26 protein-coding genes are annotated in these 25,726 nt (G+C 71.1%); 13 read left to right on the forward strand and 13 right to left on the reverse strand.

The genetic code is table 11. From position 1 onward, the window contains the following. Positions 1-2: 2 nt before the first annotated feature. Positions 3-1,868 (reverse strand): ABC-F family ATP-binding cassette domain-containing protein, encoded by a 1,866-nt coding sequence (locus tag BM419_RS12325; protein WP_091926611.1) that lies wholly within the window; start codon positions 1,866-1,868, stop codon positions 3-5. A 265-nt stretch (positions 1,869-2,133) separates the two neighbouring features. On the opposite strand from BM419_RS12325, the gene BM419_RS12330 reads away from it, so the two are divergent. Continuing rightward, positions 2,134-3,198, forward strand: a complete 1,065-nt coding sequence (locus tag BM419_RS12330) for an HD-GYP domain-containing protein (RefSeq protein WP_091926612.1) — start codon at positions 2,134-2,136, stop codon at positions 3,196-3,198. Between the two features lie 9 nt (positions 3,199-3,207). On the opposite strand, the gene BM419_RS12335 is transcribed toward BM419_RS12330, so the two are convergent. Further along, positions 3,208-4,110 carry a UDP-3-O-acyl N-acetylglycosamine deacetylase gene (locus BM419_RS12335; RefSeq protein ID WP_091926613.1) on the reverse strand — a complete coding sequence of 301 codons (903 nt, stop codon included), beginning with the start codon at positions 4,108-4,110 and terminating at the stop codon, positions 3,208-3,210. A gap of 244 nt (positions 4,111-4,354) precedes the next feature. Here BM419_RS12335 and BM419_RS12340 point away from each other — a divergent pair, with 244 nt between their 5' ends. From BM419_RS12340 to BM419_RS12355, 4 genes are read left to right on the forward strand one after another with little or no spacing between them, the layout of a single operon-like run. Beyond that, the gene (locus BM419_RS12340) at positions 4,355-5,041 is read left to right on the forward strand and encodes a Crp/Fnr family transcriptional regulator (RefSeq protein WP_026604752.1); all 687 of its coding nucleotides are present in this window, start codon (positions 4,355-4,357) and stop codon (positions 5,039-5,041) included. A 4-nt stretch (positions 5,042-5,045) separates the two neighbouring features. Further along, a complete protein-coding gene (locus tag BM419_RS12345) occupies positions 5,046-6,104 on the forward strand; it encodes an ABC transporter ATP-binding protein (RefSeq protein ID WP_091926614.1) in 1,059 nt (352 codons plus the stop codon). Continuing rightward, positions 6,101-7,072 carry an ABC transporter permease gene (locus tag BM419_RS12350; protein ID WP_042673521.1) on the forward strand — a complete coding sequence of 324 codons (972 nt, stop codon included), beginning with the start codon at positions 6,101-6,103 and terminating at the stop codon, positions 7,070-7,072. Before BM419_RS12345 ends, BM419_RS12350 begins: the two co-directional genes overlap by 4 nt. Further along, the gene (locus tag BM419_RS12355) at positions 7,069-7,842 is read left to right on the forward strand and encodes an ABC transporter permease subunit (RefSeq protein ID WP_042673520.1); all 774 of its coding nucleotides are present in this window, start codon (positions 7,069-7,071) and stop codon (positions 7,840-7,842) included. The genes BM419_RS12350 and BM419_RS12355 overlap by 4 nt, the downstream gene beginning before the upstream one ends. 7 nt (positions 7,843-7,849) lie before the next feature. On the opposite strand, the gene BM419_RS12360 is transcribed toward BM419_RS12355, so the two are convergent. Both BM419_RS12360 and BM419_RS12365 read right to left on the reverse strand, forming a co-directional pair. After that, positions 7,850-9,310: a sodium:solute symporter family protein gene (locus BM419_RS12360; RefSeq protein WP_091926615.1), complete on the reverse strand. Its 1,461-nt coding sequence runs from the start codon at positions 9,308-9,310 to the stop codon at positions 7,850-7,852. After that, positions 9,307-9,510: a DUF3311 domain-containing protein gene (locus BM419_RS12365; RefSeq protein WP_091926616.1), complete on the reverse strand. Its 204-nt coding sequence runs from the start codon at positions 9,508-9,510 to the stop codon at positions 9,307-9,309. Before BM419_RS12365 ends, BM419_RS12360 begins: the two co-directional genes overlap by 4 nt. 198 nt (positions 9,511-9,708) lie before the next feature. On the opposite strand from BM419_RS12365, the gene BM419_RS12370 reads away from it, so the two are divergent. After that, the gene (locus tag BM419_RS12370; protein ID WP_056528533.1) at positions 9,709-9,939 is read left to right on the forward strand and encodes a hypothetical protein; all 231 of its coding nucleotides are present in this window, start codon (positions 9,709-9,711) and stop codon (positions 9,937-9,939) included. A gap of 39 nt (positions 9,940-9,978) precedes the next feature. Here BM419_RS12370 and ureG read toward each other — a convergent pair whose 3' ends face one another. The 7 genes from ureG to BM419_RS12405 all read right to left on the reverse strand — a co-directional run bounded on the left by ureG (position 9,979) and on the right by BM419_RS12405 (position 15,815). Further along, positions 9,979-10,596 carry an urease accessory protein UreG gene (gene ureG / locus BM419_RS12375; RefSeq protein WP_020091939.1) on the reverse strand — a complete coding sequence of 206 codons (618 nt, stop codon included), beginning with the start codon at positions 10,594-10,596 and terminating at the stop codon, positions 9,979-9,981. A 9-nt stretch (positions 10,597-10,605) separates the two neighbouring features. Next, positions 10,606-11,316, reverse strand: a complete 711-nt coding sequence (locus BM419_RS12380) for an urease accessory protein UreF (protein ID WP_244534850.1) — start codon at positions 11,314-11,316, stop codon at positions 10,606-10,608. After that, positions 11,282-11,782, reverse strand: coding sequence for an urease accessory protein UreE (locus BM419_RS12385; RefSeq protein WP_091926617.1), 501 nt, complete (start codon positions 11,780-11,782; stop codon positions 11,282-11,284). Before BM419_RS12385 ends, BM419_RS12380 begins: the two co-directional genes overlap by 35 nt. Before the next feature lie 33 nt (positions 11,783-11,815). Beyond that, a complete protein-coding gene (locus BM419_RS12390) occupies positions 11,816-12,295 on the reverse strand; it encodes a DUF29 domain-containing protein (RefSeq protein ID WP_091926618.1) in 480 nt (159 codons plus the stop codon). Positions 12,296-12,327: 32 nt separating this feature from the next. Continuing rightward, complete coding sequence (gene ureC, locus BM419_RS12395; protein WP_091926619.1) at positions 12,328-14,055, reverse strand: urease subunit alpha; 1,728 nt, start codon at positions 14,053-14,055, stop codon at positions 12,328-12,330. A 2-nt stretch (positions 14,056-14,057) separates the two neighbouring features. Continuing rightward, on the reverse strand, positions 14,058-14,678 hold the full coding sequence (locus BM419_RS12400; protein ID WP_091926620.1) for an urease subunit gamma: 621 nt from the start codon (positions 14,676-14,678) through the stop codon (positions 14,058-14,060). Positions 14,679-14,801: 123 nt separating this feature from the next. Next, the gene (locus tag BM419_RS12405; protein WP_091926621.1) at positions 14,802-15,815 is read right to left on the reverse strand and encodes a LysR family transcriptional regulator; all 1,014 of its coding nucleotides are present in this window, start codon (positions 15,813-15,815) and stop codon (positions 14,802-14,804) included. A 97-nt stretch (positions 15,816-15,912) separates the two neighbouring features. Between BM419_RS12405 and BM419_RS33365 the strand changes: the two genes are divergently transcribed. From BM419_RS33365 to BM419_RS12420, 3 genes are read left to right on the forward strand one after another with little or no spacing between them, the layout of a single operon-like run. Next, positions 15,913-17,166, forward strand: coding sequence for a GNAT family N-acetyltransferase (locus BM419_RS33365; protein ID WP_091926622.1), 1,254 nt, complete (start codon positions 15,913-15,915; stop codon positions 17,164-17,166). Beyond that, positions 17,163-17,777, forward strand: a complete 615-nt coding sequence (locus BM419_RS12415; protein ID WP_091926623.1) for a cysteine hydrolase family protein — start codon at positions 17,163-17,165, stop codon at positions 17,775-17,777. The genes BM419_RS33365 and BM419_RS12415 overlap by 4 nt, the downstream gene beginning before the upstream one ends. Continuing rightward, positions 17,770-17,982, forward strand: a complete 213-nt coding sequence (locus tag BM419_RS12420; RefSeq protein WP_026604754.1) for a hypothetical protein — start codon at positions 17,770-17,772, stop codon at positions 17,980-17,982. Before BM419_RS12415 ends, BM419_RS12420 begins: the two co-directional genes overlap by 8 nt. On the opposite strand, the gene BM419_RS12425 is transcribed toward BM419_RS12420, so the two are convergent. Then, the gene (locus BM419_RS12425; RefSeq protein ID WP_091926624.1) at positions 17,983-18,162 is read right to left on the reverse strand and encodes a hypothetical protein; all 180 of its coding nucleotides are present in this window, start codon (positions 18,160-18,162) and stop codon (positions 17,983-17,985) included. 447 nt (positions 18,163-18,609) lie between these two features. Next, on the reverse strand, positions 18,610-18,837 hold the full coding sequence (locus BM419_RS12430) for a hypothetical protein (protein ID WP_042673504.1): 228 nt from the start codon (positions 18,835-18,837) through the stop codon (positions 18,610-18,612). A 255-nt stretch (positions 18,838-19,092) separates the two neighbouring features. On the opposite strand from BM419_RS12430, the gene BM419_RS12435 reads away from it, so the two are divergent. The 4 genes from BM419_RS12435 to BM419_RS12450 all read left to right on the forward strand — a co-directional run bounded on the left by BM419_RS12435 (position 19,093) and on the right by BM419_RS12450 (position 25,726). Next, the gene (locus BM419_RS12435; protein WP_091926625.1) at positions 19,093-20,346 is read left to right on the forward strand and encodes an efflux RND transporter periplasmic adaptor subunit; all 1,254 of its coding nucleotides are present in this window, start codon (positions 19,093-19,095) and stop codon (positions 20,344-20,346) included. 49 nt (positions 20,347-20,395) lie between these two features. Continuing rightward, complete coding sequence (locus BM419_RS12440; protein WP_091926626.1) at positions 20,396-23,560, forward strand: efflux RND transporter permease subunit; 3,165 nt, start codon at positions 20,396-20,398, stop codon at positions 23,558-23,560. Between the two features lie 236 nt (positions 23,561-23,796). Then, complete coding sequence (locus BM419_RS12445; protein ID WP_091926627.1) at positions 23,797-24,963, forward strand: CaiB/BaiF CoA transferase family protein; 1,167 nt, start codon at positions 23,797-23,799, stop codon at positions 24,961-24,963. 13 nt (positions 24,964-24,976) lie between these two features. After that, positions 24,977-25,726, forward strand: coding sequence for an SDR family oxidoreductase (locus tag BM419_RS12450; protein WP_091926628.1), 750 nt, complete (start codon positions 24,977-24,979; stop codon positions 25,724-25,726).

The raw sequence follows: 25,726 nt of genomic DNA on the forward strand, positions 1-25,726 counted from the left end.
CGTCAGGCCGCCTCGATCTCCGCGCTGACCGTCAGCCACTCCTCCTCGGCGGCGGCGAGCGCGGTCGCGGCGTCCGACCGCATCTTGGCGATCTCGCCGGCCTTGGCGGCGTTCTCCCGGAACGCGGACCCGTCCTCCAGGGCGGCGTCGATCTTCTGGATCGCCGCAGTCAGCTTGGCCATCCGCGCCTCGATCGCCTCCAGCCGCTTGCGCAGGGGCGCGAGGGCCGCGCGGCGCTCGACGCCGGCGCGGCGCGCCTCGGCCTTCTGGCCGCCGGACGGCTCGGTCTCGCGCTCGGCCTCGCGTTCGGGCCCCGACAGGACGAAGCGCCGGTAATCGTCCATGTCGCCGTCGAAGGTCTTTACCGTGCCGTCCGCGACCAGCCAGAGCCGGTCGGCGCAGGCCTCGACGAGGAACCGGTCGTGCGAGACGAGGATGACGGCGCCCTCGTAGTCGTTGATCGCCTCCACGAGGGCCTGCCGGCTCTCGATGTCGAGGTGGTTGGTCGGCTCGTCGAGGATCAGGAGGTGCGGGCCGTGGAAGGCGGCGAGCCCCATGAGCAGGCGCGCCTTCTCGCCGCCCGACAGCTTCTCGACCGGCGTGTCGGCCTTGTTGGCGCCGAATCCGAGCCGCGCCGTCGCGCTGCGGACCTTCGCCTCGGGGACATCCGGCATCAGGGTCCGGACATGCGCGTAGGCGCTCTCGGCGGGGCGCAGCTCGTCGAGCTGGTGCTGGGCGAAGTAGGCGACCTCCATTTTGGAGGAGCGCTTAACCTCACCGGCGACCGGCCCGAGTCGGCCGCCGATCAGCTTGCAGAAGGTCGACTTGCCGTTGCCGTTCGCGCCCAGCAGCGCGACTCGGTCGTCCGGCGCGAGGCTGAGGTCGAGGCCGGTCAGGACGATCCGGTCCCCGTAGCCGGCCTTGACGCGCTCCATGGCGACGATCGGCGGCGACAGCGGCTTCTCCGGGCTCGGCAGGTGGATCACCGGCACGTCGTCCTCGAGGAGCGCGGCGATCGGCTCCATCTTGGCGAGCCGCTTCATCCGCGACTGGGCCTGCCGCGCCTTGGTGGCCTTGGCCTTGAAGCGGTCGATGAAGCTCTGCAGGTGCGCGCGCTCGGCATCCTGCTTGGCCTTCGCCTTGGCCTGGAGAACGCGCTTCTCCGAGAGCTGCTTGGCGAAGCTGGTGTAGCCGCCGCGGTAGATCGCCAGCTTGCCGCGGTCGAGGTGCAGGATGTGGTCGACGCTGGTGTCGAGCAGGTCGCGGTCGTGGCTGATGATGATCGCGGTGCGCGGGTAGCGTTCCAGGTAATCGTACAGCCAGAGCGTGCCCTCGATGTCGAGGTAGTTGGTCGGCTCGTCGAGGAGCAGCAGGTCCGGCTCCGAGAACAGGACGGCGGCGAGCGCCACGCGCATCCGCCAGCCGCCGGAGAAGTCCGCGCAGGGCCGCGCCTGGGCCGCCGCGTCGAAGCCCAGCCCGTGCAGGATCGCGGCGGCCCGGGCCGGCGCCGAGTGGGCGCCGATATCCACGAGCCGCGTCTCGATCTCGGCCCGACGCAGACCGTCCGCGTGCTCGGCCTCCGCCATCAGGCGGGCGCGCTCCGTGTCGGCGGCGAGCACGACCGCGTGCAGCGTCTCCGGTCCGGCCGGCGCCTCCTGGGCGACGGCGCCGATCCGCATGCCCTTGGGCAGCGCCACCGACTTCGCGTCGACCGGGAGGTCGCCGAGAATGGCCTTGAACAGGGTGGTCTTGCCGGCCCCGTTGCGCCCGACCAGCCCGACGCGGGCGCCTTCCGGGATCGTGAAGCTCGCGGAATCGAGAATCAGACGGTCGCCGATGCGGTAGGTGAGGTCGTTGACGCGCAGCATGCCGGCGTTCTGGCGGTCCGGACGCCGCGAGGCAAGCGCCGCCGTCGCGCGGGCAGGCCGGCATCCCCGTGTCGCCCCCCGACACAACGCGACGCCTATTTTAAGCTTCAAACATCAGCTTCGGCTGTCGGATTTTTAACGGAATGCCGTCAAACCTGTGGCGAGTGCTGCGCAAATAGACGCTGATAGTGCGTTCATCGGCTCTAGAACGTCGGCACGCGAGTCGGAAAAGCGCCCGGGCGGGGGCGAGCCACAGGGGGGAATCTTGGGCCAGACCCTGATCCTGACCGACGATGTCGAGCGCGCCGAGAGGCTCGCGCGCAATCTCGGCGGCGTCACGCCCGTTGTGCTGCACGACCTCTACGGCGACGCCATCCCGCCGCGGGGGGCGGGGCTGATCATCAGCGACGTCAGCGCGCTGACCTCCGAATCCGTGCGCCGGCTGCGCCAGGCGCTATCCACCGCGCGCGGGCCCGGCATCCCGTTCCTGGCCCTGATCCACGGCAACCTCGGCCGCGGCGAGATCCAGGCCACCGCCCTCGGCGCGACCCGCGCGATGCCGGCCGCCGCGGTCAGCGCCATGCTGCTGAACGTGGTCGCGACCCTGATCGGCACCGCCAAGGCCCCGCCGCAGACCGGCAACTGGCAGGAGCAGGTGAACGAGGCCCGCTCGGCCTTCGTCAGCCTGTTCCGCGCCGATCAGGCGCCCCCGGCCGCGCTGGTCGAGAACGGCGCCGACTTGGTCAACCAGGCGATCCGCGAGGCCAAGGTGCGCGAATGGCTCAGGGTCGTGGCGAGCTTCGACGACGTCACGCACCGCCACTGCCTGAGCGTGGCCGGGATCGCGGCCGAGTTCGCCCGCGTCCTGGGGCTCAACGAGGCGGATTCCCGCTACCTCGTCAAAGGCGCGCTGCTCCACGACATCGGGAAAGCCAAGATCCCCCTCGCGATCCTGAACAAGCCCGCGCCGCTGACGCCGACGGAGCGCGCCGAGATGGCTCGCCACCCGGCGCTCGGACACGAGATGCTGCTGACGGGCGACTACGACGCGCTGACCCTGTCGGTGGTCCGCTCGCACCACGAGTATCTCGACGGGTCGGGCTATCCGGACGGGCTGCGCGGGCAGCAGATCCCCGACCTCGTCCGCCTGATCACCATCGCCGACATCTTCGCCGCGCTGATCGAGGCGCGCCCCTACAAGGCGCCGAAGGCCCCGCGCGAGGCCTACGCCATCCTCGAATCGATGAGGGCGAAGCTCGATGCGGACCTCGTCCGCGCCTTCGGAGCGGTCGCGGTCGCCTGCGAGACGCCCCGCCGCGCCTCCGCCTGAACCCGACCATCAGACGAGTTCCCAGGCCTTGCCGTCCCGCATCAGGGCGGTGACGAGGGCGTGGTTCAGCTCGTGCCCCGTGTGGAACGCCGAGATCCGGCCCTCGACCGGGTGGCCCGCCAGCGCGAGGTCGCCGACGAGGTCGAGGATCCGGTGGCGAACCGGCTCGCCGGGGACGCGCATCCCGCCCAGCACGTGCCCGCGCACCAGCAGCGCTGCCGAGCGGGGCGAGACGCCCTGCAGGAAGTCGTTCCGCATCAGGTAGCCGTAGGCGCGGCCCGCCATGGCCCGCGCGTAGCGCCCGAAGCTGCGCGCCGGCGCGATCTCCCGCTCGAAGGATTCCGGCGTGATCGCGCCCGACCAGTCGATCGAGCCGAAATGCGCCAGCGCGACGTGGCCGGTGATGTGCAGGCCAGGGCCCGGCTCGATCTCGAGGCGGCGCCGCCCGTTCTCGACCGCAACCGTGCGCAGCAGGCGGATCACCCGGCAGGGCAGGCTCTGCTCGCGCCGACCCGCGATCCGTATCGCCTCACACCAGGGCGTCGCGCTCCCGTCGAAGATCGGCAACTCGTCGGCGTCGATCTCGGCCAGCACGTTGTCGATCCGCAGCGCGCTGAGCGAGGCCATCAGGTGCTCGATCGTGCGCACGAGGACGCCGTCGCGTCGCAGCGCCGAGGAGAGCGGCTGCGATTCCCGGTAGTGCCAGTGGGCGGGCACGTCGACCGCCCGTCCGTCCTTCAGGTGGCGGCGGAAGACGATGCCGTGGCCGGCCGGGGCGGGGCTGACGCGGACCGTGGCGTGCCGCCCGGAATGGAGGCTGCGGCCCGAACGCTCGAAGGGGCGCGCGAGTGTCGCCTGCTGGCGGGGACCGGTGGAGGATGTCGAGCGCGGGAAAGGTACGTCTTGATGCATCGATACTGCCCGCCTCGGCGGGCCAGGAATTTAGCCCTGATACCTGATCCACGCTAATAAACTCCTGTTCATCGGGACGCGGCTTGACCGCCCCGCCCGCGACCGTCACGATTGCGGCGCCCGATCGATCCAGCACCGCCCCGGCGGGGCGCGGCTTCACTGTGCGGGCTGCTCCCGTCCCCAGATCTGCTGGCCGGCCCCCGTCAGGGCAGGGACGGAGGCCGGAGTTGAGGGAACACGATCGATGGCGCGGTTGGGGACAATACCTTTCTTCAAGGATCCCGGCATCGAGCTCAGCCCCTACGAGCCCCGCTGCCACTGGCGCCGCTTCGACGAGAACGAGGTCCTCGTCGACTTCGACGACATCTCCACCGACGTGTACTTCATCGCCTCCGGCGAGGTCCGCATCCTGAACCGGACCCAGTCCGGCAAGGAAGTCATCCTGGGCGAGATGCGGGGCGGGGCCTTCTTCGGCGAGCTCGCCGCCATCGACGGGATCGGCCGCTCGGCCAACGTCACGGCGCTGACCCGCGGCGAGGTCTGCGTGGTGCCGGCGCCGGTCTTCCGGCAGATCGTGTTCGCCTCCGAGGCGATCGCCGACCGGCTGTTCCGCCTCCTGGCCAAGCGCGTGCGGGAGCTGAACACGCGGCTCATGGAGCACGCCCTGCTCGACCTGAAGCACCGGCTCTACGCCGAGCTGCTCCGTCTCTCCGTGCCCCGGGCCGGCACGGCGGGCGAGCGGGTGGTCTCGCCGCCGCCCTACCATCACGTCCTCGCCGCGCGGATCGGCTGCCGCCGCGAGCAGGTGACCAGGGAGTTCACCGCGATGGCGGCGGAGGGACTGGTCGACCGCACCCGCGGCGCCCTGGTCCTGCGCCGGCCGGACCTCCTGGAAGCGCGCGTGGCCGAGGCGCTGCGCGAGGATTCCTGATCCGTTGTCCGAGGGGCCTGCGCCGCGCCTGCGGCTGGAGGAGCTGACCAAGCGCTTCGGCACCCATCGGGCCGTCGACGCCGTGTCCCTCGACCTCGAGGCGGGGGAGTTCTTCTGCCTGCTCGGCCCGTCCGGATGCGGCAAGAGCACACTCCTGCGCATGATCGCGGGCTTCGAGAGCCCGACCTCGGGACGGATCCTGCTGGGCGCGCAGGACCTGACCGCGCTGCCGCCCCATCGGCGGCCGGTCAATATGATGTTCCAGTCCTACGCCCTGTTCCCGCACATGAGCGTGGCCGGCAATATCGGCTACGGGCTGAAGGGCCTCGGCCGCTCCGCCTCGGCGGAGCGCGTGTCGGAACTGCTCAAGCTCGTGCGCCTGGACGGGTTCGGCGACCGTCGACCGGAGACGCTCTCGGGCGGCCAGCGCCAGCGGGTCGCCCTGGCCCGGGCGCTCGCCCGGGAGCCGAAGCTGCTGCTGCTCGACGAGCCGCTCGGCGCGCTCGACCGCGGCCTGCGCGAGGAGACCCAGGGCGAACTGCGCGCGGTCCAGCGCCGCCTCGGCACCGCCTTCGTCGTCGTCACGCACGATCCCGAGGAGGCGATGATGCTCGCCGACCGGATCGGCGTCATGGAAGCGGGCCGCCTGATCCAGGTCGGGCCGCCGGCCGATCTCTACCGGCGCCCGGCGAGCCGCTTCGTCGCCGGCCTGCTCGGCGACGTGAACCTCATCCCCGGCCGTGTCGGCGCCGGAGGCGCCGACACGGTCCGCACGGTCGAGACCGCGCACGGTCCCGTGCGGGGCGTCGCGGAGGCCGCGCTCGCGGAAGGGGCCGCGGTCGTGGTGGCGGTGCGGCCCGAGGACGTGGTGCTGGGCACGGAAGGGCTGCCGGTGGTCGTCGCCGACGCCGTGTTCCTGGGCGACCGGGTGCGCCGGACGCTGCGCCTGCCCGACGGCGCCACGCTGCGGGCGAGCGGGCGGCCCGCGGAGGCCGCCGCGGCGCCGGGCTCGGACGCACGGGCCAGCTTTCCCGCCGACGTCGCCGTGATCCTGCCGGCATGAGGGCCGCCAGAGCGGAGGCCGACCGCGCGACCGGGCGAACGGAGGCCGGGTCCGCGCGCGCCCGCAAGCGCGGCCGGGTGTTCGACCGTCTGGCGCGCCTGCCGCCCTTCCTGTGGCTGGCGGCGTTCTTCCTGCTGCCCTTCGTCATCACCCTGAAGATCAGCCTCTCGGAGCCGGCCACGGCGATCCCGCCCTACCTGCCGCTGCTCGACTGGCGCGGCGGGCTCGACGGCTGGTCGGCTTTCCTCGAGGCCCTGAACTTCGACAATTACCGCACGCTCGCCGCCGACCCCCTCTACCGCGACGCCGCCCTGGGCTCCCTGACCTACGCGGGCGTCGCCAGCCTGATCCTCGTCGCTCTCGGGACGCCGCTCGCCTACGCCCTGGCGCGGGCGCCGTCCCGCTGGCAGCCGCTCCTCGTCGCGCTGGTAATCGTGCCGTTCTGGACGAGCTTCCTGATCCGGATCTACGCCTGGATCGCGATCCTGAAGCCCGAGGGACTGCTCAATCTCGCCCTGCGCCGGCTCGGCCTGATCGACGCGCCGCTGACGATCCTCAACACCGACGCGGCGGTGATCGTCGGTCTCGTCTACGCCTACCTGCCCTTCATGGTGCTGCCGCTCTACGCGGTGATGAACCGCCTCGATCCGACCCTGCGCGAGGCCGCGGCGGATCTCGGCGCCTCGCCGAGCCGGGTGTTCTGGACCGTGACCGTGCCGCTCAGCCTACCCGGGATCGCGGCCGGCGCGGGGCTCTGCTTCATCCCGATGGTCGGCGAGTTCGTGATCCCCGACCTGCTCGGCGGGTCGGAGACGCTGATGCTCGGCCGGGTGCTCTGGAGCGAGTTCTTCTCGAACCGCGACTGGCCGCTGGCCGCGGCGGTCGCCGTGCTGATCCTAGCCATCGTCATCGGACCGGTGGTCCTGTTCCGGGACAGCCTGCGCGCGGGCGAGGGCGAAGCGCCGTGAGCTGGGTGACCCGCACCGCCCTGGTGGCCGGCCTGGGCTTCCTCTACGGGCCGATCGCGGTGCTGATCGTCTACTCGTTCAACGCCTCGCCGATGGTGACGGTCTGGGGCGGGTTCTCGACCCGCTGGTACGGCGCCCTGCTCGCCGACGCGCCGCTCCTGTCGGCCGCCTGGGTCTCCCTGAAGGTCGCTTTCCTCGCGAGCCTGCTCGCCACGATCCTGGGGACGCTGGCCGCGCTCGCCCTGGAGCGGCAGGGCCGCTTCCGCGGTCGCGCCCTGTTCACGGGTCTCGTCTTCGGGCCGATCGTGATGCCGGAGGTGATGATCGGGCTGTCGCTCCTGCTCATGTTCATCGGGATCGGGCTGGACCGCGGCCTCCTGACGATCGTCATCGCGCACACGACCTTCTGCACCGGCTTCGTGGCGGTGGTGGTCGGCGCGCGCCTGCGCGGCCTCGACCGGTCCCTCGAGGAGGCCGCGGCCGATCTCGGGGCGGCGCCGGCGCGCGTGCTGATGACCGTGACGCTGCCGCTGCTCGCGCCCGCCCTCGCGGCCGGCGCGCTCCTCGCCTTCACCCTGTCGCTCGACGACCTGGTAATCGCGAGCTTCGTCTCCGGCCCGGGCTCCACCACCCTGCCGATGCGGCTCTACAGCCAGGTCCGCCTCGGCGTGAATCCGGAGATCAACGCGGCCTCGACCCTCCTCGTCGGGCTGGTGAGCGTCGCGGTGCTGCTGGCGTCCTGGCTGACCGCCCGCCGCGGACAGGGCTGAGCGGGCATCACTCCGCGGCCTGCGCGGCGGTCGCGCCCCCGCGCACCATCTGCGCCACGGCGACCGTCACGACGACGTTCACCACCAGCGCCACGATGCCGACATTCACGTCCTGGAGCGGTCCCAGGACCGGCAGCTTCGCCAGGCTGAACCCGGAGAGGACGGTCGCCGCCACGGTGGTCACGCCCGCGACGATCCCGGCGATGGCGGCGCGGCGGTCGAGGGGATTGCGGCGCATCAGGCTAGTGATGAAGCAGGGGAAGAGCTGCGTCACGAAGTTGTAGCCCATGAGCAGGAGCTGCACGATCGTGTCGCCGCCCGACAGGGTGAAGCCGACGCAGACCAGCGCCAGCACCGGCACGAGGATCTTGCACAGCCGCGCGGTCGCGGCGTCGTCCATGCCGGGACGCAGCGGCCGGACGAGGTTGTTCGCGACCAGCGTGACGCCGGCGATCAGGATCATGGAGCCCGGGACGAGGGCGGTCAGCACCCCCGTGGCGCCGATCAGCCCGATGACCCACGGCGGGAAGGTCGCGAGGGAGAGCTTGAACAGCGAAAGGTCGACGTCGGGCCCCGTCAGGCCCGGTACCTGCATCACGGCGGTGAAGCCGATCACGAACACGAACAGGTTGATCAGCTGGTAGATCGGCAGGATCACCGCGTTGCGGCGGAAGGCGCTTGGCTCGCGCGCCGTGTAGAGCGACGCGAAGGTGTGGGGCCACATGTAGCCGCCGAGCGCCGTGAGCAGGACCGTGGTGGTGAACCAGGTCGGGCTCTGGCCGCGGTCGGGCAGGGCCAGGAAGCCGGGCTTCGCGGCCTCGATCGCCGTGAACAGGCCCTCGTAGCCGCCGTAATAGTGGACCGGCAGGTAGATCCCGAGGAACACCACCACGAGCAGGATGCTGGTGTCCTTGATCACCGCCGTCCAGGCGGAGCCGTGCACGCCCGACACCACGACGTAGGCGGTGAGCGCGGCCGCGCCGATCCAGACCGCGGTCGTCGACGAGATCGCGCCGTAGGACGCCGTCGAGACGATGATCCCGAGGCCCTTGAACTGCAGCACGAGGTAGGGGACGAGGGCGACGATCCCCACGAGCGCCACCAGCATGCCGAGCGCGCGGCTGCCGTACTTGCGCGCGAAGAAGTCGGGCTGCGTGTAGAGGTTGTGCTGCTTGGCGTAGCGCCAGACCGGCGGCAGCAGCCAGTACGAGGTGACGTAGGCGAGCGTCAGGTAGCAGAGGATGTAGTAGGCGGGGCCGCCCTTGCCGTAGGCGATGCCGGAGCCGCCGAGGAACGTGAAGGTCGTGTAGATCTCCCCGGCCATCAGCAGGAAGACCAGGGCGGTGCCGAAGCCGCGGCCGCCGACGGTCCACTGCTCCAGCCCCATCTCGCGGCCCAGCCGCGCGTAGAGGCCGAGCCCGATCGCCAGCGCGAAGCCGGCCGCCACGATGACGAGCGCGATGCTCATCGGGGATCCTCCGGCGCGCGGTTCCGAGGGTCGGTCAGGTAGATCACCCCCATCACGACCGAGGTTCCGATCACGCAGAACACCAGCCAGGCGAGGAGCAGCGGCAAGCCGAACACGAAGGGCTCGACCCGGTTCAGGAAGAACGGGCCGACCAGGATGCCGAGGAAGGGAAGGGCGGCCAGCCACCGCAGATTTCGCATGCGCGATACCGTTCAGAAGGCCCCGATATCGCGGGTTGAATCAGTCACGGACCGCTGTCAACGCCGCGATGGCCCGACGGCGCTCATCCCGATCACGTCTGCGTGCTGTGCGCTCGCGCACGCGGCCGCGCTCTGGGCGCGCATATCCTCAGCGCAGCGTCGCGCCGTCCGACACGGCGGCCGCGGAAGGATTGCACGATGACCCGCACTCTGACCATCGCGGCGCTGGCCGCGCTCCTCGCCGTTCCGGCGGTCCAGGCGGAGGCCCGCCCGCGGCACACCCCCGCCAAGGCGCAGCCCAGCGCCGCGATCAAGGCGCGCCAGACCGTCCTGAACGATTTCAACGCGCGGATGAGCCGCCTGGACGCGCTCATGGGCACCCCGAGCAGGTCGTCGGTCCGCGCGCGCTCGGCCGAGGCCGGCCGCTAGGAAACGTGACCCGCCGGCCACCCGGACCGGCGCGTCGACTCAGCGGCCCAGGCCGCCCGCCTCCTCCACGAAACGCGCCACCGCGTCCGCGCCCGCGCCCTCGCGCAGGGACGCGAACACGTACGGCCGGGTGCCGCGCATCCGCTGCGTGTCGGATTCCATCACCGACAGGTCGGCGCCGACGAGCGGCGCGAGGTCCGTCTTGTTGACGATCAGCAGGTCGGACCGGGTGATGCCCGGACCGCCCTTGCGGGGGATCTTCTCGCCGCCGGCGACGTCGATCACGTAGAGCGTGATGTCGGCGAGTTCCGGCGAGAACGTCGCCGCGAGGTTGTCGCCGCCGGACTCGATCAGCACGAGGTCGAGCTTCGGGAAGCGCCGGCTCATCTCGGCGACGGCGGCGAGATTGATCGAGGCATCCTCCCGGATCGCGGTGTGCGGGCACCCCCCGGTCTCGACGCCGAGGATGCGCTCCTCTGGCAGGGCGCCCGCGACCGTGAGGATCCGCGCGTCCTCCTTCGTGTAGATGTCGTTGGTGATGGCGCAGATCTCGTAGCGGTCGCGGAAGCGCTTGCAGAGCTGCTCCATCAGGGCGGTCTTGCCGGAACCGACAGGTCCGCCGATGCCGACGCGGAGGGGGCCGTTCGTGGAGGTCATGCTGCGGGCTCAGGATCGGAAGATGCGGGAATACTGGGTCTCATGGCGGAAGGAGCCGAGATCCAGGCGGAAGGTGGCGGCACCGAGCGCGTCGAGATCCGCCGCGGCGGCTGCCTCGGCGAGCCCGGCGAGGCGCGGCGCGAGCGCTGCCACGACCCGCGTGCCGGCGGCCTGACCCACGGGCGCCGCCCGGAGGGCCGCGGAGACGAGATTCTGGAGGAAGGCGAGGCCGTAGGCGGCGAGCACGGGCCCCGGATTCATGCCGTGCGCGCCGGCCGCGAGGCCGACCGCGACCGGGTAGGCGACCGGCCCCGGCAGATTGCCGGCCAGGGCGTCGAGGGCGTCGCAGGGCCACGCGCCGCGCGTCGCGTCGAGGAAGCTGCGGCCCTGCTGGCTCGTCTCCAGGTGCAGCTCCCGCGACGGCGCCAGCGCCAGCGCGAGGTCGTTGACGGCGACCAGCGCGGCGCCGTCCGCGGACAGCGCCGCCGCGTGGGCATGGGCGGCCAGGATCAGGTCGTTGCGCAGGGCGCCGCGCTCGCAGACGTCCCGGAGCCACTCGGTCAGGCTCGCCTCGTCGCGAACGTCGCCCGCCTCGACCGCCCATTCGAGCCCGTGCGAGTAGGCGTAGGCCCCGACCGGGTAGCCGGGCGACAGCCATGCCATCAGGCGCAGCGCCTCCAGGGCGTCAGCCCGCGGCATGGTGGTGCTGGTGGCCGCCATGCGGGTGGTCGTGCCCGTGACCGTTGCCATGATCCCCGGAATAGGCGCCGCCCTCGGGCCGGAACGGGCGCACCACCGGCTCGGCGGTGCCACCGAGGCCCCGGACCATCTCGGCGAGGACGTGGTCGTGCGCGATCCAGACCGCGTCCGGGCCGATCTCGGCGGCGATGTGCCGGTTGCCGATGTGCCAGATCAGGCGCTTGAGGGCGTGATCGCCGGCGGCCCGGATCTCGAGCAGGCGCTCCGGCGCGGCCTCGACCCAGACGAGGCGTCCGTCCTGCAGGACCAGGGCGTCGCCGTCCTCCAGCACGGTCGGCTCCGGAAGGTCCAGCAGGAAGCTCAGTCCCCCGGCGCCGCGCATGGCGACGCGGCGGCGGTGGCGGTCGCCGTGATCGAGGACGACGCGGTCGACGATCTCGCCACCTGACAGGGCGTCGCGGCGGAGGATGCGGGTGGCGCGGATCATGGTCGACGGTTCGGGCGGGGTTCTCGGGCGCGGTCAGACAACGTCCGTCTCCGGCGTGCCCGGATAGAAGCCCAGCTCACGGATCTGCTCGATCGCGTAGGGACAGGATTTCGGAAAGACGGATCCGGGCAAGCCCGTCTCGCTCGCGGCCCCGAGGACAGCGACGGAATAGGCCTTCGCGAGCACCGCATCCGGCCAGGACTGGAGGCTGGGGCTCACGTCGATCAGGTCATCGATCCGGATGCGCTGCTCGAGGATGGTCGCGCGCCAGCCGTACTTCCGCTTCTCCGGCTGAAATTCCCACTTCAGCAGGTGCAGCAGCAGGATGGCGAGACGGCTCCGGATCTCGGATTTCTGGGATCCGCCCAAGCTCTCGATCTCCTCGGCGACGTTGGCGCGGTCCAGATCCGGCCAGCGCCCGGCCCGGAGCAGGGCTGCCTGCTCCTCGGTCCAGAGGCAGAGATCGGTCGTGTAGAGGTCGTCCCTCGCCGGAAGCTGGGCGATCTTCGTCATCGCGGCTCTCCTGCCACCGAGCCCATCCTATCTCAGAACAGGAAGTAGCGCTGCGCCATCGGCAGCACCTCGGCCGGCTCGCAGACCAGCAGCTCGCCGTCGGCGCGCACGTCGTAGGTCTCCGGATCGACCTCGATGACCGGCGTGGCGTCGTTCAGCACCATGCTCTTCTTCGAGATGCCGCCGCGGACGTTCTCAACGGCGACCAGCTCCTTCTGCACGCCCAGCCGCTCCCGCAGGCCGTCCTCGACCGCCGCCCGGGAGACGAAGGTGAGGGCGGTGGCGAAGGGCGCCCGTCCGTAGGCGCCGAACATCGGCCGGTAATGGACCGGCTGCGGCGTCGGGATCGAGGCGTTCGGGTCGCCCATGGGCGCGGCCGCGATGCTGCCGCCCTTCAGCACGAGGTCGGGCTTCACGCCGAAGAAGGCCGGCGTCCACAGCACGAGGTCGGCGAGTTTGCCGGCCTCGACCGAGCCGATATGCCGGGAGATGCCGTGCGCGATGGCCGGGTTGATCGTGTACTTGGCGACGTAGCGGCGCGCCCGCAGGTTGTCGGTGCCGGACGCGTCGCCCGGCAGGGCGCCCCGCTGGCGCTTCATCTTGTCGGCGGTCTGCCACGTGCGGATGATGACCTCGCCGACCCGGCCCATCGCCTGGCTGTCGGAGGACATCATCGAGAGCGCGCCGATGTCGTGCAGGATGTCCTCGGCCGCGATGGTCTCGCGCCGGATCCGGCTCTCCGCGAAGGCGAGATCCTCGGGGATCGACGGGTCGAGGTGGTGGCACACCATGAGCATGTCGAGATGCTCGTCGATCGTGTTCCACGTGTAGGGCCGCGTCGGGTTGGTGGACGACGGCAGCACGTTGGGCAGCCCGGCCACCTTGATGATGTCCGGCGCGTGGCCGCCGCCCGCGCCCTCGGTGTGGAAGGCGTGAATGGTCCGGCCCTTGAAGGCCGCGATCGTGTCCTCGACGAAGCCCGATTCGTTGAGCGTGTCGGTGTGGATCATGACCTGGATGTCGTGGGCGTCCGCCACCGACAGGCAGGTATCGATCGCCGCGGGCGTGGTGCCCCAGTCCTCGTGCAGCTTCAGCGCGCAGGCACCCGCCCGCACCATCTCGACGAGGCTCTCCGGACGGGACGCGTTGCCCTTCCCGGCGAAGGCGAGGTTCATCGGGAAGGAATCCGCCGCCTCGATCATCCGGGCGATGTGCCAGGGGCCCGGCGTGCAGGTGGTGGCGAAGGTGCCGTGCGCCGGGCCGGTGCCGCCGCCGAGCATCGTGGTGACCCCCGAGCAGAGCGCCTCCTCGATCTGCTGCGGGCAGATGAAGTGGATGTGGCTGTCGAAGCCGCCCGCCGTCAGGATCTTGCCCTCGCCGGCGATGACCTCGGTGCCAGGCCCGACCACGATGTCGACCCCGGGCTGCACGTCCGGATTGCCGGCCTTGCCAAGCCGGAAGATCCGGCCGCGCACGATGCCGACATCGCACTTCACGATGCCCCAGTGGTCGAGGACCACCGCGTTGGTGATCACCGTGTCGACGGCGCCGTCGGCGTTCGTGGCCTGGCTCTGGCCCATGCCGTCGCGGATGACCTTGCCGCCGCCGAACTTCACCTCCTCGCCGTAGGTGGTGAAGTCGCGCTCGACCGTGATCTCCAGGCTCGTGTCCGCGAGCCTGATGCGGTCGCCGACGGTCGGGCCGAACATGTCGGCGTAGGCCGAGCGCGGCAGGCTGGCGGGCTTGGGCGTGTTGGCCATGATCAGAGCTTGCCCATCACGTCGCCGCGGAACCCGTAGACGGTGCGCCCGCCGGAGAGCGGCACCAGCGCCACTTCCCGCGTCGATCCCGGCTCGAACCGCACGGCGGTGCCCGGCGCGATGTCGAGGCGCTTGCCGCGGGCCTGCTCCCGCGGGAACACGAGGCCCGGATTGACCTCAAAGAAGTGATAGTGCGAGCCGACCTGGATCGGCCGGTCGCCGACATTGGCGACCTCGATCACGGTCCGCTCGGCGCCGGGGTTGAACACGATCTCGCCGGGCAGAGTCGTCACCGCGCCGGGGATGTCGGACGAGGCCGCACCGCGGATCGGGTGATGCACGGTGACGAGCTTCGTGCCGTCCGGGAAGGTCGCCTCCACCTGGATGTCGTGGATCATCTCGGGCACGCCCTTCATGACCTGATCGGCGTTCAGCACGGTGGCGCCGGCCTGCATCAGGTCGGCCACGGTGCGGCCGTCCCGCGCGCCCTCGACCACAAAGTCGGTGATCAACGCCACCGATTCCGGATGGTTGAGCTTCACGCCGCGGGCGAGGCGGTTGCGCGCCACCTGCGCCGCCATGGCGATGAGCAACTTGTCCTTCTCACGGGGCGTCAGCAGCACGGGCAACCTCGTCGTCGCGGCGGCCGGAGCAAGGATCATGCGCGCGGCGCGGTCAAGGGTGGGCGTCGGCCGTTGCAGGACCCGGACCAGCGGCCGTCGCGGCCCGCCGGAATCACGGAGGCGTCACGGCGTCATGGCGATGAAGCCGGCGAACAGGTCGGGCAGGGGGGCGCCTTTCACGGCACCCGGCAGGTCGCGGGGGTGGATGAACTCGTCCCGGAACCAGGGATAGCGCTTCGGATTGAAGGAGGCCCGTAGCCAGTCGATCGTCCGCCGCACGCGGGTGATCCGCTCGGCGTCCGGGTGATAGGTCAGCCAGATGTCGACGCTGAAGCGGCCGAGATTGTCCACAGGGACGACCTGCGCGCCGATCGCGCTGGCATAGGTCGGCAGCAGGCCGATCCCGGCTCCCTTGGCGATGGCCCAGTAATACGCGCTGCTGACGTTGATCTTCAGGGTGATCGGGACCTTCGCGGGGAAGCCCGGCACCGTGCGCACGTAATCCTCGAGGGCGACGGTCTGGCCGCCGTCCTGCACCACGATCCGGTGGCGCTCCAGGTCCTCGGGGCGCGCCGGGAGCCCGTAGGTCTCCTCGTAGCTCCGCGCGGCGTAGGGCACCATGTGGATCCGGCCGAGCTTGACGATGCGCAGGTCCGGGCTGGTCGGCCGCGTCAGCTGGATCGCGACGTCGGCCTCTAGCCGCAGGACGTCGGCGGATTCCATCGCGCAGCGCAGGTCGACGGTCAGGCGCGGGTTGGCGCGCTGGAACTCGACGAGCCGCGGCGCGAGCCAGAAGGCGCCCAGCCCCTCCGTCACGGCGATCCGCACCTCGCCGGTCTCGGCGAAGGGCGCGCCCTCGCCGGTGCGCACGAGGCTGAAGGCGGCCGCCTCCATGCGGCCGGCGGCCTCGAGGATCGCGTGGCCCTCGGCGGTGAGGCGGATGCCGTCGACGTGGCGGGTCAGCAGCGGCGCGCCGATCAGCGCCTCGAGATCGTCGATCCGGCGCCGCACCGAGTTCACCGACAGGCCGAGCTTCGTCGCCGCTGAGCGGAAGCTGCCGGACCGCTGGAGCGCCAGGAAGACCCGGATGCTCTGCCAGTCGGGCATCGGGTCCCGGATCGCCTCCGCCTGTTCCATCGACGGAACACCCCTGTTTCAAATTTTGCACATACAGCCAGAGCGCTAGATGCGAAGTGCTTAACCGTCAATCCGTACCCGAATGACAGGTCATCCGATGACGGTGCACATTGCTCGCGCGCAGTTCGTGGCCAAGGACGCCGATCAACTCGGTACAGCGCTAGTCTCTCCCGAGCCGCGGCACGCGCTGAATGCGCTCGAGGTCGGCCGAATTGCCAGGCACCTCGTCATCTTCACACCGACCCCGGACGATCTGGCGCGGCTGATCGCGTCGGCGCGCGCGGATCTGCCCGATCTCGCGCCCCTGCGCACCGTCCAGCGGGTGATGTCGATCAATCCCGACAGCGTCCTAGCGATCGCCCAGCGCCACCGGTTCGACGCCGCGGATCCGCGGGGCGAGGGGTTCGTGGCCTGCCTGATGCTGAACGCCGACGGCCTGGCGGCGCTCAAGGCCGGGACGCTCGACGCGTCCGATCCGCCCGCCGCGATGCTGGCCGGCCAGCACGAGCGCCCGGCGGGCATCTACGTCTGGGCCGTCTACGCGCGGCGGCGCCTCTCCGGCGGCGTCGGCCTCGTCTTCGACCGTCTGTCGAGCCCGACCTACCGGGGCGTCGACTTCTACGCCCGCGCGGCCACCCCCGAGGGCGCCGACCTCCTGACCACCCTCGGTTTCACGGCGCAGACCTCCGCCCGCGGTGCCCTGTACCATTTCGCCCGCGCGTCGAAGGCGGAGCCGGCGCCCCCGTACGACACCCACCGGTCCGGCGGGACCGGCATCAGCGTCGCGGTCGCGCGGAACATGGAGGACCTGTCCCGCGTGATCGCCCTGCGCGCCGCCGTCTACATGGCGGAGCAGGCCTGCCCGTACGAGGAGGAGTTCGACGGCAACGACCTCTCGGCGACGCACCTGATCGGCTACGTCGGCGAAGAGCCGGCGGGCTGCCTGCGAATCCGGTTCTTCGCGGATTTCGCCAAGATCGAGCGCCTCGCGGTCCGGGCCGAGTTCCGCAACACGCGCCTGTCCTTCGCGCTGGTCCGCGCCGGGATCGAGCTGGCCCGGGTCAAGGGCTACCGACGGCTCTACGGCCACGCCCAGAAGCGCCTCGTCGGCTTCTGGAGTCGCTTCGGCTTCCGGGTCTTCGAGGGCGCGCAGGAGCTGGTCTTCTCGGATTTCGATTACGTCGAGATGCTGATGGAGGCGGAGCCGCACCCGCAGGCGATCGGCCTGGGCGCCGACCCCTACGTCATCATCCGGCCGGAGGGGCGCTGGCACCGGGCGGGCGCCCTCGACCGCTCGCGGAGCCGCGCCGTGACCCGCCCGTCCGTCGACCGGGCGGTGGCCGCGCGATGAACCAGCCGATCAACCCGGCGCTGTATCGCCGGCCGCGCAGCGTCCCGGCCCTGGTGCTGGTGGACATGCAGCAGGAATACGAGATCGCGGGCCGCCCGCTCGCCCTGGCGGGGATCGAGCCCGCGCTCTCCAACTGCCGGCGCGCCCTCGCGCATGCCCGCGCGAGCGGCATGCAGGTGGTCTACGTCCGCTGGATCGGCGCGCCGCTGTTCCAGGCGGGCAGCCGCTTCGTCCGCTGGATCGAGGGGTTCGAGCCGCACGGCTGCGACATGATCTTCGACCGGGACCGCCCGTCCTGCTACGCCAGCCCCGCCTTCGCGGACGCGATGGAGCGGGGATCGCCGCCGCTCGTCATCGCGGGCTTCGCCGGCGAGTCGTCCTGCCTCGCGACGGCGGTCGACGGCTTCCACCGCGGCCAGGACGTGACCTTCCTGTCCGACGCCTCCGCGAGCCACGACCTCGACGGGATCTCCGCCGACGAGATCCACCGGTCGGTGAGCGCGGTGATGCGGGTGTTCGGCGACGTCACCGACACGCAATCCTGGATCGCGGCCTCGGCGCCTTTCAGGCCCCTGCCCACAGCTTCGAGACCCACGCACGCCAATGACTGACCGAAGCCAGAATCACGGGATTCCGGAGGGGGTCCCGGCCGGCGACGATGTGGACCTGCGCCTCGGCCGGCACGCGATCGAGCTGCTGCAGGCGGCGCGCGAGGCCGGCGAGCCGACGCTGATCGCGCAGGCCGAGGCCATGGCGATGGCGGTCGGCTTCGTGCTGGCGAGCCGGCTGCCGGGCGGCGCGCCGGAGACCGCGTGATCAGTCGGCGCCGTCCTCGCCGCCGATGAGGCGCATGGCGCGCAGGCGCGCGGTCCGCTCGTCCTGGGCGCGCCGGTCCGCGGCGAGCGCCCGCCAGAGCACGACGAGCTCATCCGCGACAGGCGAATCGACGGTTTCGTCGGCATCGCGCGCGATATTGGCGTGATCGAAGGCGTCCATGTTCGAGGTTCCGCGCCTTGAGGTGCGGTCCGCTAACAGGACAGGATCGCGATCGTCCAGCCCGAAAGTTGAGCAGATCCTGTACAAGCCGACGGGATCGTCACGCGCGGCGCAATCCATCGCCGGCAAACCGAACACCGGATCGTAAATCGGCGCGGATGGGGAGGCTGCCGGCGGTCGATCGACCGGGGCAATGATCCGGTTCGACCGAATTGCATCCGGAGCCGCTGTTCCGGCGCCTGCCGGGATCTTAATTCAATAATTTATTGACGATGATCGATGAATACGCGACGGCCACGCAGCCCGTCGCCTCGAACAGTGTCCGCCCGGGGCCGCGCACGCCGCGAGCCCTCAGAAACATCTCGGACACCGAACTGTGACAATCCCGACCGGTATCGGCCAGGGCCCGGGCGCCGCACGGGTGCGTCCGATCGGACCGCGAGCACCTCAGGCCCGGGATCGCGTCAGCGCGGCGATGATGGATTCGACCACCACGATCTGCTCCTGCACGGCGACCAGCCGCGGCCCGGCATCCGCGCCGTCGCCCAGCACGAAGGTGCCCTTCTGCCGCCGCGCGTCGCGCAGCTTGCGCACCGACGCGACGATGACCTGCCGCTCCTCGATCAGCGCGTCGCGCAGTTCGTTCAGGCCGTCCAGTTCCAGGGTCGAGGCCATGCGGCGTCCCGGTCTCACATCCTCGGCGCGGCGTCGGCGGCCATCCCGCGCGGGCACGCCGGGCGCCTGTCGTCCGCGCGGAGCGTCCGGCGCCGCGGCGCGGCCCACTCTCGGCGGCGGTAGCACGCTTTCCGCTCACGGAACATTGCCGCGATCCGGGGAGCGCCGCGATGTCCGGCGCGGCCATTGTATGCTATTGAATGCAAAATTATCCCGGCCCGCGAAGCGGTCGGATCAACGGGCGGATAGCGGCGCATGCTGAGTGAGGACGTGCACGACCGCGACGGGTCTCGCGCGGACGAGACGGTCGCGGACCGGCGCCACGGCGACGCGCGTCGCGCCGCGACCAAACCGGCGAAGAAGCGCTCGGGCGCGGCCGGCCTGATCCTCCTGCTGCTCGCCGTCGCGGGCGGCGGTGCCTACGGCTACACGCGCCTGAATCAGCCCGCGGTGAAGTCCCGGGCGGCGGCCCCGCCGCCGGTGCCCGTCACCCTCGGCACGGTCGAGCAGGGGCCGTTCGCCCTCGTGTCGAACGGCCTCGGCACCGTCCAGGCGTACAACACCGTCCAGGTGCGCACGCGCGTCGACGGCGAGATCCAGCAGGTCGCGTTCCGCGAGGGGCAGACCGTCCGCAAGGGCGACGTGCTCGTGCAGATCGACCCGCGGCCCTACCAGGCGGCGCTGGATCAGGCGAAGGCCAAGAAGGAGCAGGACACGGCCAACCTCGGCAACGCGAAGGCGGACCTTGTCCGCTACACCGGGCTGGGCGCCTTCGCTTCCCGGCAGCAGACCGAGACGCAGACGGCCCTGGTCGCCCAGCTCACCGCGCAGGTGGCGTCCGACCAGGCGGCCATCGACAACGCCACGACGCAGCTCGGCTACGCCACGATCCGCGCGCCCATCGACGGCGTCACGGGCTTCCGGCAGGTCGATATCGGCAACATCGTCAACGCGGCCGGCCAGACCCCGATCGTGACGATCACCCAGGTCGAGCCGATCTTCGTGGTGTTAACGGCCCCGGAGGATCAGCTGCCCGCCATCACCGCGGCCCTCAAGGCCGGTGACGTGCCGGTGGAGGCCTGGACGTCGGACGGGCTGACCAAGCTCGCCGACGGCAAGCTCGCCCTGTTCAACAACCAGGTCGACACCGCGACGGGCACGATCCGCCTCAAGGCCGTCTACGAGAACAGGAACCACGCGCTGTGGCCGGGCCTGTCGGTCTCCACCAAGATGCGGGTCGGCACGGTCGCGGTCGCCACGACGGTGCCGGACGACGCGATCCAGCACGGGCCCGACGGGCTGTTCGCCTTCGTGGTGGACGATGCCAGCCGGGCGCATCAGCGCGCGCTGAAGGCGGGCCGCTCGGATTCGGGGCGGACGCGCGTTCTCAGCGGCGACCTCCGGCCCGGCGAGCGGGTGATCGTCGCCGGCCAGTACAAGGTGCAGGACGGCAGCCTCGTGGCCGATCCGCACGCGGCCCACACCGCGCAGGCGGAGGCGGTCCAGTGACGCGCGCGGGACGCCTCACGGCGGGCGCGTCCCCGCGCGGGGCCCGGCCATGAAGGGCGGCATCTCGGCACCGTTCATCCGGTTCCCGGTGGCGACCACGCTGATCATGGTCGGCATCCTGTTCCTCGGGATCGTGGCCTACCCGCTGCTCGGCGTCGCGCCGCTGCCGCAGGTGGATTTCCCGACCATCCAGGTGACCGCGCAGCTGCCCGGGGCCAGCCCGGAGACGATGGCCTCGTCGGTGGCGCAGCCCCTCGAGCGGCAGTTCTCGCAGATTCCCGGCGTGTCGCAGATGACCTCGACGAGCTCCCTCGGGATCTCGACGGTCACGGTCCAGTTCGACCTCAACCGCAACATCGACGGCGCCGCGAGCGACATCCAGGCGGCCATCAACGCCGCCAGCGGCCAGCTCCCGAAGAACCTCCCGACCCCGCCGACCTACCGCAAGGTCAATCCAGCCGATTCGCCGATCCTGCTGCTCTCGGCCACGTCCGACAGCATGCCGCTGATCGACGTCGACGACGCGGTCGACGTCCAGCTTGCCCAGCGGATCAGCCAGATCTCGGGCGTCGCGCAGGTCTTCATCGGCGGCCAGCAGAAGCCCGCCGTGCGGATCCAGATCGACCCGGCCAAGCTCGTGGCCAAGGGCCTGTCGCTGGAGGACGTGCGCGCGCAGCTCACCCTCACCACGGTCAACAACCCGAAGGGCAGCATCGACGGCGGCAGCCACAGCTACACCATCTACGCCAACGACCAGCTCACCGCGGCCCACAACTGGAACGACGTCATCGTCGCGTATCGCGACGGCGCGCCGCTGCGCGTCCGCGACATCGGACAGGCGGTCGCCGGCCCCGAGGACACCAAGCAGGCCGGCTGGACCAACGGCAAGCGCGGCATCTTCCTGGTCGTGTTCAAGCAGCCCGGCGCCAACGTCATCGACACGGTCGACAGCATCAAGGCCCAGCTGCCCCGCCTGACCGCCACACTGCCGGCCGCCATCAAGGTCGGCATCCTGAGCGACCGCACGCAGACCATCCGCGCCTCGGTCGAGGACGTGCAGTTCACCCTGCTGCTGACGATCGTGCTGGTCGTCGGGGTGATCTTCGTCTTCCTGCGCAGCTTCTGGGCGACCGTGATCCCGAGCGTGACCGTGCCGCTCGCGCTGCTCGGCGCCTGCGCGCTGATGTGGATGGCGGGCTACACCCTCGACAACCTCTCGCTGATGGCGCTCACCATCTCGGTCGGCTTCGTGGTCGACGACGCCATCGTCGTGCTGGAGAACATCAGCCGCTACGTCGAGGAGGGGATGCGGCCCATGGAGGCCGCCTTCAAGGGCGCGGGCGAGATCGGCTTCACCATCGTGTCGATCTCGGTGTCGCTGATCGCCGTGCTGATCCCGCTCCTGCTGATGGGCGGCATCATCGGAAGGCTGTTCCGCGAGTTCGCCGTGGTGCTGTCGATGACCATCGCGGTCTCGGCCTTCGTGTCGCTGACGCTGACCCCGATGATGGCCTCGCGGCTGCTGAAGGCCCACGACGCCGAGCGCCACGGCCGCCTCTACCGCATGAGCGAGGCCGCCTTCGACTGGCTGCTGGCGGTCTACGCCGACGCCCTCGACGTCGCGCTGCGCTTCCGCCGCGTCACGCTGCTGGTCTTCTTCGCCACGCTGGCGCTGACCGGCTACCTGTTCGTCGCCATCCCGAAGGGCTTCTTCCCGCAGCAGGACACCGGTTTCATGATCGGCGTCACCGAGGCGTCGCAGGACATCTCCTTCTCGGCGATGAAGGCGCTGCAGGAGAAGGTCGGCGCGATCGTCCAGGCCGATCCCGCGGTCGCCACCGTCGGCATGTCGCTCGGCGGCAACGGCCAGGCGCTCAATTCCGGGCGCATGTACATCACGCTGAAGCCCCGCGACGAGCGCGACGTCAACGCCTTCCAGGTGATCGGCCGGCTGCGCCCCAAGCTGGAGCGCGTCGAGGGCATCCGGACATTCATCCAGGCGACCCAGGACGTGCGCACCGGCGGCCGCACCTCGCGGACGCAGTTCGAGTACACCCTTCAGGACCCGGACCTCGCCGAGCTGAACACCTGGGCGCCGCGCATCCTCGACAAGATGAAGACGCTGCCGGAGCTGCGCGACGTCGCCACCGACCAGCAGACCCGCGGCACGACGCTGACGCTGTCGATCGACCGCGACGCCGCCTCGCGCTACGGCATCACGCCCCAGCTCATCGACGACACGCTCTACGACGCGTTCGGCCAGCGCCAGATCGCGCAGTACTTCACGCAGCTCAACAGCTACCACGTCGTCCTGGAGGTTCTGCCGGCGCTGCAGGGCAGCGTCGAGAGCCTCGACAAGATCTACATCAAGGCGCCGATCGGCGGCGGGCAGGTGCCGCTCGCGGCCTTCGCCCGCTGGACGACGGTTCCGGTGGCGCCGCTGGCCGTGAACCACCAGGGGCAGTTCCCGGCGGTGACGATCAGCTTCAACCTCGCCCCCGACGTCGCCCTCGGGCAGGCCACGGAGGCGATCGGCCGGGCGATGCGGGAGCTGCAGGTCCCGCCGACCGTGGTGAGCGGCTTCCAGGGCACCGCCCAGGCCTTCCAGCAATCGCTCTCGACGGTGCCGCTGCTGATCCTGGCGGCCCTGTTCGTGGTCTACCTGATCCTCGGCATCCTCTACGAGAGCTTCATCCACCCGATCACCATCCTGTCGACGCTGCCCTCGGCCGGCGTCGGCGCCCTGGCGGTGCTGATGTGGGCGGGGTTCGACTTCAGCCTGATCGCGCTGATCGGCATCATCCTCCTCATCGGCATCGTGAAGAAGAACGGCATCATGCTGGTCGACTTCGCCATCGTCGCCGAGCGGGAGGAGGGCCTCTCGCCCGAGGTTGCGATCCGGAAAGCCGCGCTGCTGCGCTTCCGGCCGATCCTCATGACCACGATGGCGGCCCTGCTCGGCGGCATCCCGCTGATGGTCGCCACCGGGACCGGCTCGGAAATCCGGCAGCCCTTGGGCTACGCCATGGTGGGCGGCCTCGCGGTCAGCCAGGTGCTGACGCTGTTCACCACGCCGGTGATCTACATCTACCTCGACCGGCTGGCGCACCGCTTCTCGTTCCGCGACAAGCCGCGGGCGGTGGACGGGGCGCTCGATGACCCCGAGCCGGTGGAGGAGGTCCGCGGCCCGCCAACGCTGCGCGCGGCGGAGTGAGGCCGACCGCCGTCTCTGCGAGCGGAGCGAAGCGATCCAGATACGCCGCGCTCGCCGACGTCGCGCTTCCCTGCATTGCTTCGCTCCGCTCGCAAAGACGCTGAGCGCGGCGAAAGCGACGTCCCGAAGCCAATGGCCGGGCAGCCCTGTCACCGCGGCCCGCTTGGCGGGGCTTCTCGCCGTTCCAGTTCATGCGGCACCGGCCCTCTGAGACCGCGGGAAGCCGAAGGATGCGGATGAGCCAGAACCTGCCGCTGCGAGGGCTGACCGTGCTCGCCCTGGAGCAGGCCGTCGCCGCGCCCTACTGCACCTCGCGGCTCGCCGATGCCGGGGCCCGGGTCATCAAGATCGAGCGGCCGGAGGGGGATTTCGCCCGCGGCTACGACGCGGCGGTCAACGGGCTGGCGAGCTACTTCGTCTGGCTCAACCGCGGCAAGGAGAGCCTCGTCGCCGACATCAAGGATCCGGCCGACGGCCGCCTGCTGCACGCGATCCTCGCTCAGGCCGACGTGTTCGTGCAGAACCTCGCCCCCGGCGCGACGGCCCGGGCGGGCTTCGGCTCGGCGGAGCTGCGCGCGCGCTACCCCCGGCTGATCACCGTCGACATCTCCGGCTACGGCGCCGGCAACGCCTACAGCGACATGAAGGCCTACGACCTGCTGGTCCAGGCCGAGAGCGGGCTCGCCGGGATCACCGGCCACCCGGCGGGGCCCGGCCGCGTCGGCGTCTCCGTCTGCGACGTCGCCTGCGGGATGGACGCCCACGCCGCGGTCCTCGAGGCGCTGATCGCCCGCGGGATCACCGGGCAGGGCTGCGCCCTGGAGGTCAGCCTGTTCAGCGGCGCCGCCGACTGGATGAACGTGCCGCTGCTCTACTTCGAGGGGACCGGCAAGGCGCCCCAGCGGGTCGGCCTCGCGCACCCGTCGATCTGCCCCTACGGCGCCTTCCCCACGAGCGACGGCAGCCTCGTGCTGATCTCGATCCAGAACGAGCGCGAGTGGGCGAATTTCTGCGCCGGCGTGCTCGGGGAGCCGGAGCTCGCCCGGGCCGAGGGCTTCGCGTCCAACAACGCCCGTGTGGCCAACCGCGCCGCGGTCGACCTGCGCATCGGCGCCGCGCTGGTGCGGCTGACCCGCGACGCGGCCGCCGCCCGGCTGAAGGCGGCGGGCACCGCCTACGGTTTCGTCAACACTCTGGCGGACCTCGCCACGCACCCCGCGCTGATCCGCGCGGAGGTCCGGACGCCTTCGGGGCCGGCCCGGATCGTGGCGCCGCCGGTGCTGATCGACGGCGCGGTCCGCGCCCTCGGGCCGGTCCCGGCGATCGACGAGCACGGGGCGCGGATCCGCGAGGAGTTCGCGCCCCGGGCTCGAGGACGGCGATCTGACGGCACATCGGAATGAGCGGGAGGAGACGATGAGACTGGACGGCAAGATCGCGCTCGTGACGGGGGCCGGCAGCGGCTTCGGGGCCGGGATCGCCCAGCGCTTCGCCGCGGAGGGCGCCAGGGTGGCCTGCGTGGACATCGACGGCGCGGCGGCCGGGCGCGTCGCGGCGGCGCTCGGCGAGAACGCCATCGCGATCGCCGCCGATGTCGGTCTGGCCGCCGACGTTGCCGCCAGCGTCGCCGAGACGCGGCAGCGCTTCGGCGTGCCGAGCATTCTCGTCAACAACGCCGGCACCACTCACCGCAACAAGCCGCTGATGGAGGTCACGGAGGAGGATTTCGACCGGGTCTTCCGGGTCAACGTGAAGTCGATCTTCCACTACATCCGGGAAGTCGCCCCGCTGATGCGCGACGCGGGCGGCGGCGCGATCCTCAACGTCAGCTCGACGGCGGCGCTGCGGCCGCGCCCGGGTCTGACGTGGTACAACGCCTCCAAGGGTGCGGCGAGCCTCGCCTCGAAGTCGCTGGCCCTGGAATTGGCGCCCTGGAAGATCCGGGTGAACGCCCTCTGCCCGGTCATGGGCGCCACGGGGCTCCTCGAGCACTTCATGGGCGTCCTCGACACGCCCGAGAACCGCGACCGCTTCATCGCCACGATCCCGCTCGGGCGCCTGTCGGAGGCGAGCGACATCGCCGCCGCCGCCCTGTTCCTCGCCTCCGACGAGGCGGCGTTCATCACCGGCGTCGATCTCCCCGTCGACGGCGGCCGCACGGCCTGA

This window comes from Methylobacterium sp. yr668 (genome assembly GCF_900116245.1).
Classification (GTDB): Bacteria; Pseudomonadota; Alphaproteobacteria; order Rhizobiales; family Beijerinckiaceae; genus Methylobacterium.

Excerpts from the sequence above, each read along its gene's own strand:
- BM419_RS12380 (WP_244534850.1), bottom strand. The coding sequence starts at position 11,316 with ATGGCGGCCACCAGCACCACCATGCCGCGGGCTGACGCCCTGGAGGCG.
- BM419_RS12420 (WP_026604754.1), top strand. The coding sequence starts at position 17,770 with ATGACTGACCGAAGCCAGAATCACGGGATTCCGGAGGGGGTCCCGGCC.
- ureG (WP_020091939.1), bottom strand. The coding sequence starts at position 10,596 with ATGACCTCCACGAACGGCCCCCTCCGCGTCGGCATCGGCGGACCTGTC.
- BM419_RS12360 (WP_091926615.1), bottom strand. The coding sequence starts at position 9,310 with ATGAGCATCGCGCTCGTCATCGTGGCGGCCGGCTTCGCGCTGGCGATC.
- BM419_RS12445 (WP_091926627.1), top strand. The coding sequence starts at position 23,797 with ATGAGCCAGAACCTGCCGCTGCGAGGGCTGACCGTGCTCGCCCTGGAG.
- BM419_RS12450 (WP_091926628.1), top strand. The coding sequence starts at position 24,977 with ATGAGACTGGACGGCAAGATCGCGCTCGTGACGGGGGCCGGCAGCGGC.
- BM419_RS12335 (WP_091926613.1), bottom strand. The coding sequence starts at position 4,110 with ATGCATCAAGACGTACCTTTCCCGCGCTCGACATCCTCCACCGGTCCC.
- BM419_RS12340 (WP_026604752.1), top strand. The coding sequence starts at position 4,355 with ATGGCGCGGTTGGGGACAATACCTTTCTTCAAGGATCCCGGCATCGAG.
- BM419_RS12350 (WP_042673521.1), top strand. The coding sequence starts at position 6,101 with ATGAGGGCCGCCAGAGCGGAGGCCGACCGCGCGACCGGGCGAACGGAG.
- BM419_RS12425 (WP_091926624.1), bottom strand. The coding sequence starts at position 18,162 with ATGGACGCCTTCGATCACGCCAATATCGCGCGCGATGCCGACGAAACC.
- BM419_RS12435 (WP_091926625.1), top strand. The coding sequence starts at position 19,093 with ATGCTGAGTGAGGACGTGCACGACCGCGACGGGTCTCGCGCGGACGAG.
- BM419_RS33365 (WP_091926622.1), top strand. The coding sequence starts at position 15,913 with ATGACGGTGCACATTGCTCGCGCGCAGTTCGTGGCCAAGGACGCCGAT.
- BM419_RS12325 (WP_091926611.1), bottom strand. The coding sequence starts at position 1,868 with ATGCTGCGCGTCAACGACCTCACCTACCGCATCGGCGACCGTCTGATT.
- BM419_RS12370 (WP_056528533.1), top strand. The coding sequence starts at position 9,709 with ATGACCCGCACTCTGACCATCGCGGCGCTGGCCGCGCTCCTCGCCGTT.
- BM419_RS12365 (WP_091926616.1), bottom strand. The coding sequence starts at position 9,510 with ATGCGAAATCTGCGGTGGCTGGCCGCCCTTCCCTTCCTCGGCATCCTG.
- BM419_RS12390 (WP_091926618.1), bottom strand. The coding sequence starts at position 12,295 with ATGACGAAGATCGCCCAGCTTCCGGCGAGGGACGACCTCTACACGACC.
- BM419_RS12430 (WP_042673504.1), bottom strand. The coding sequence starts at position 18,837 with ATGGCCTCGACCCTGGAACTGGACGGCCTGAACGAACTGCGCGACGCG.
- ureC (WP_091926619.1), bottom strand. The coding sequence starts at position 14,055 with ATGGCCAACACGCCCAAGCCCGCCAGCCTGCCGCGCTCGGCCTACGCC.
- BM419_RS12405 (WP_091926621.1), bottom strand. The coding sequence starts at position 15,815 with ATGGAACAGGCGGAGGCGATCCGGGACCCGATGCCCGACTGGCAGAGC.
- BM419_RS12385 (WP_091926617.1), bottom strand. The coding sequence starts at position 11,782 with ATGATCCGCGCCACCCGCATCCTCCGCCGCGACGCCCTGTCAGGTGGC.
- BM419_RS12440 (WP_091926626.1), top strand. The coding sequence starts at position 20,396 with ATGAAGGGCGGCATCTCGGCACCGTTCATCCGGTTCCCGGTGGCGACC.
- BM419_RS12415 (WP_091926623.1), top strand. The coding sequence starts at position 17,163 with ATGAACCAGCCGATCAACCCGGCGCTGTATCGCCGGCCGCGCAGCGTC.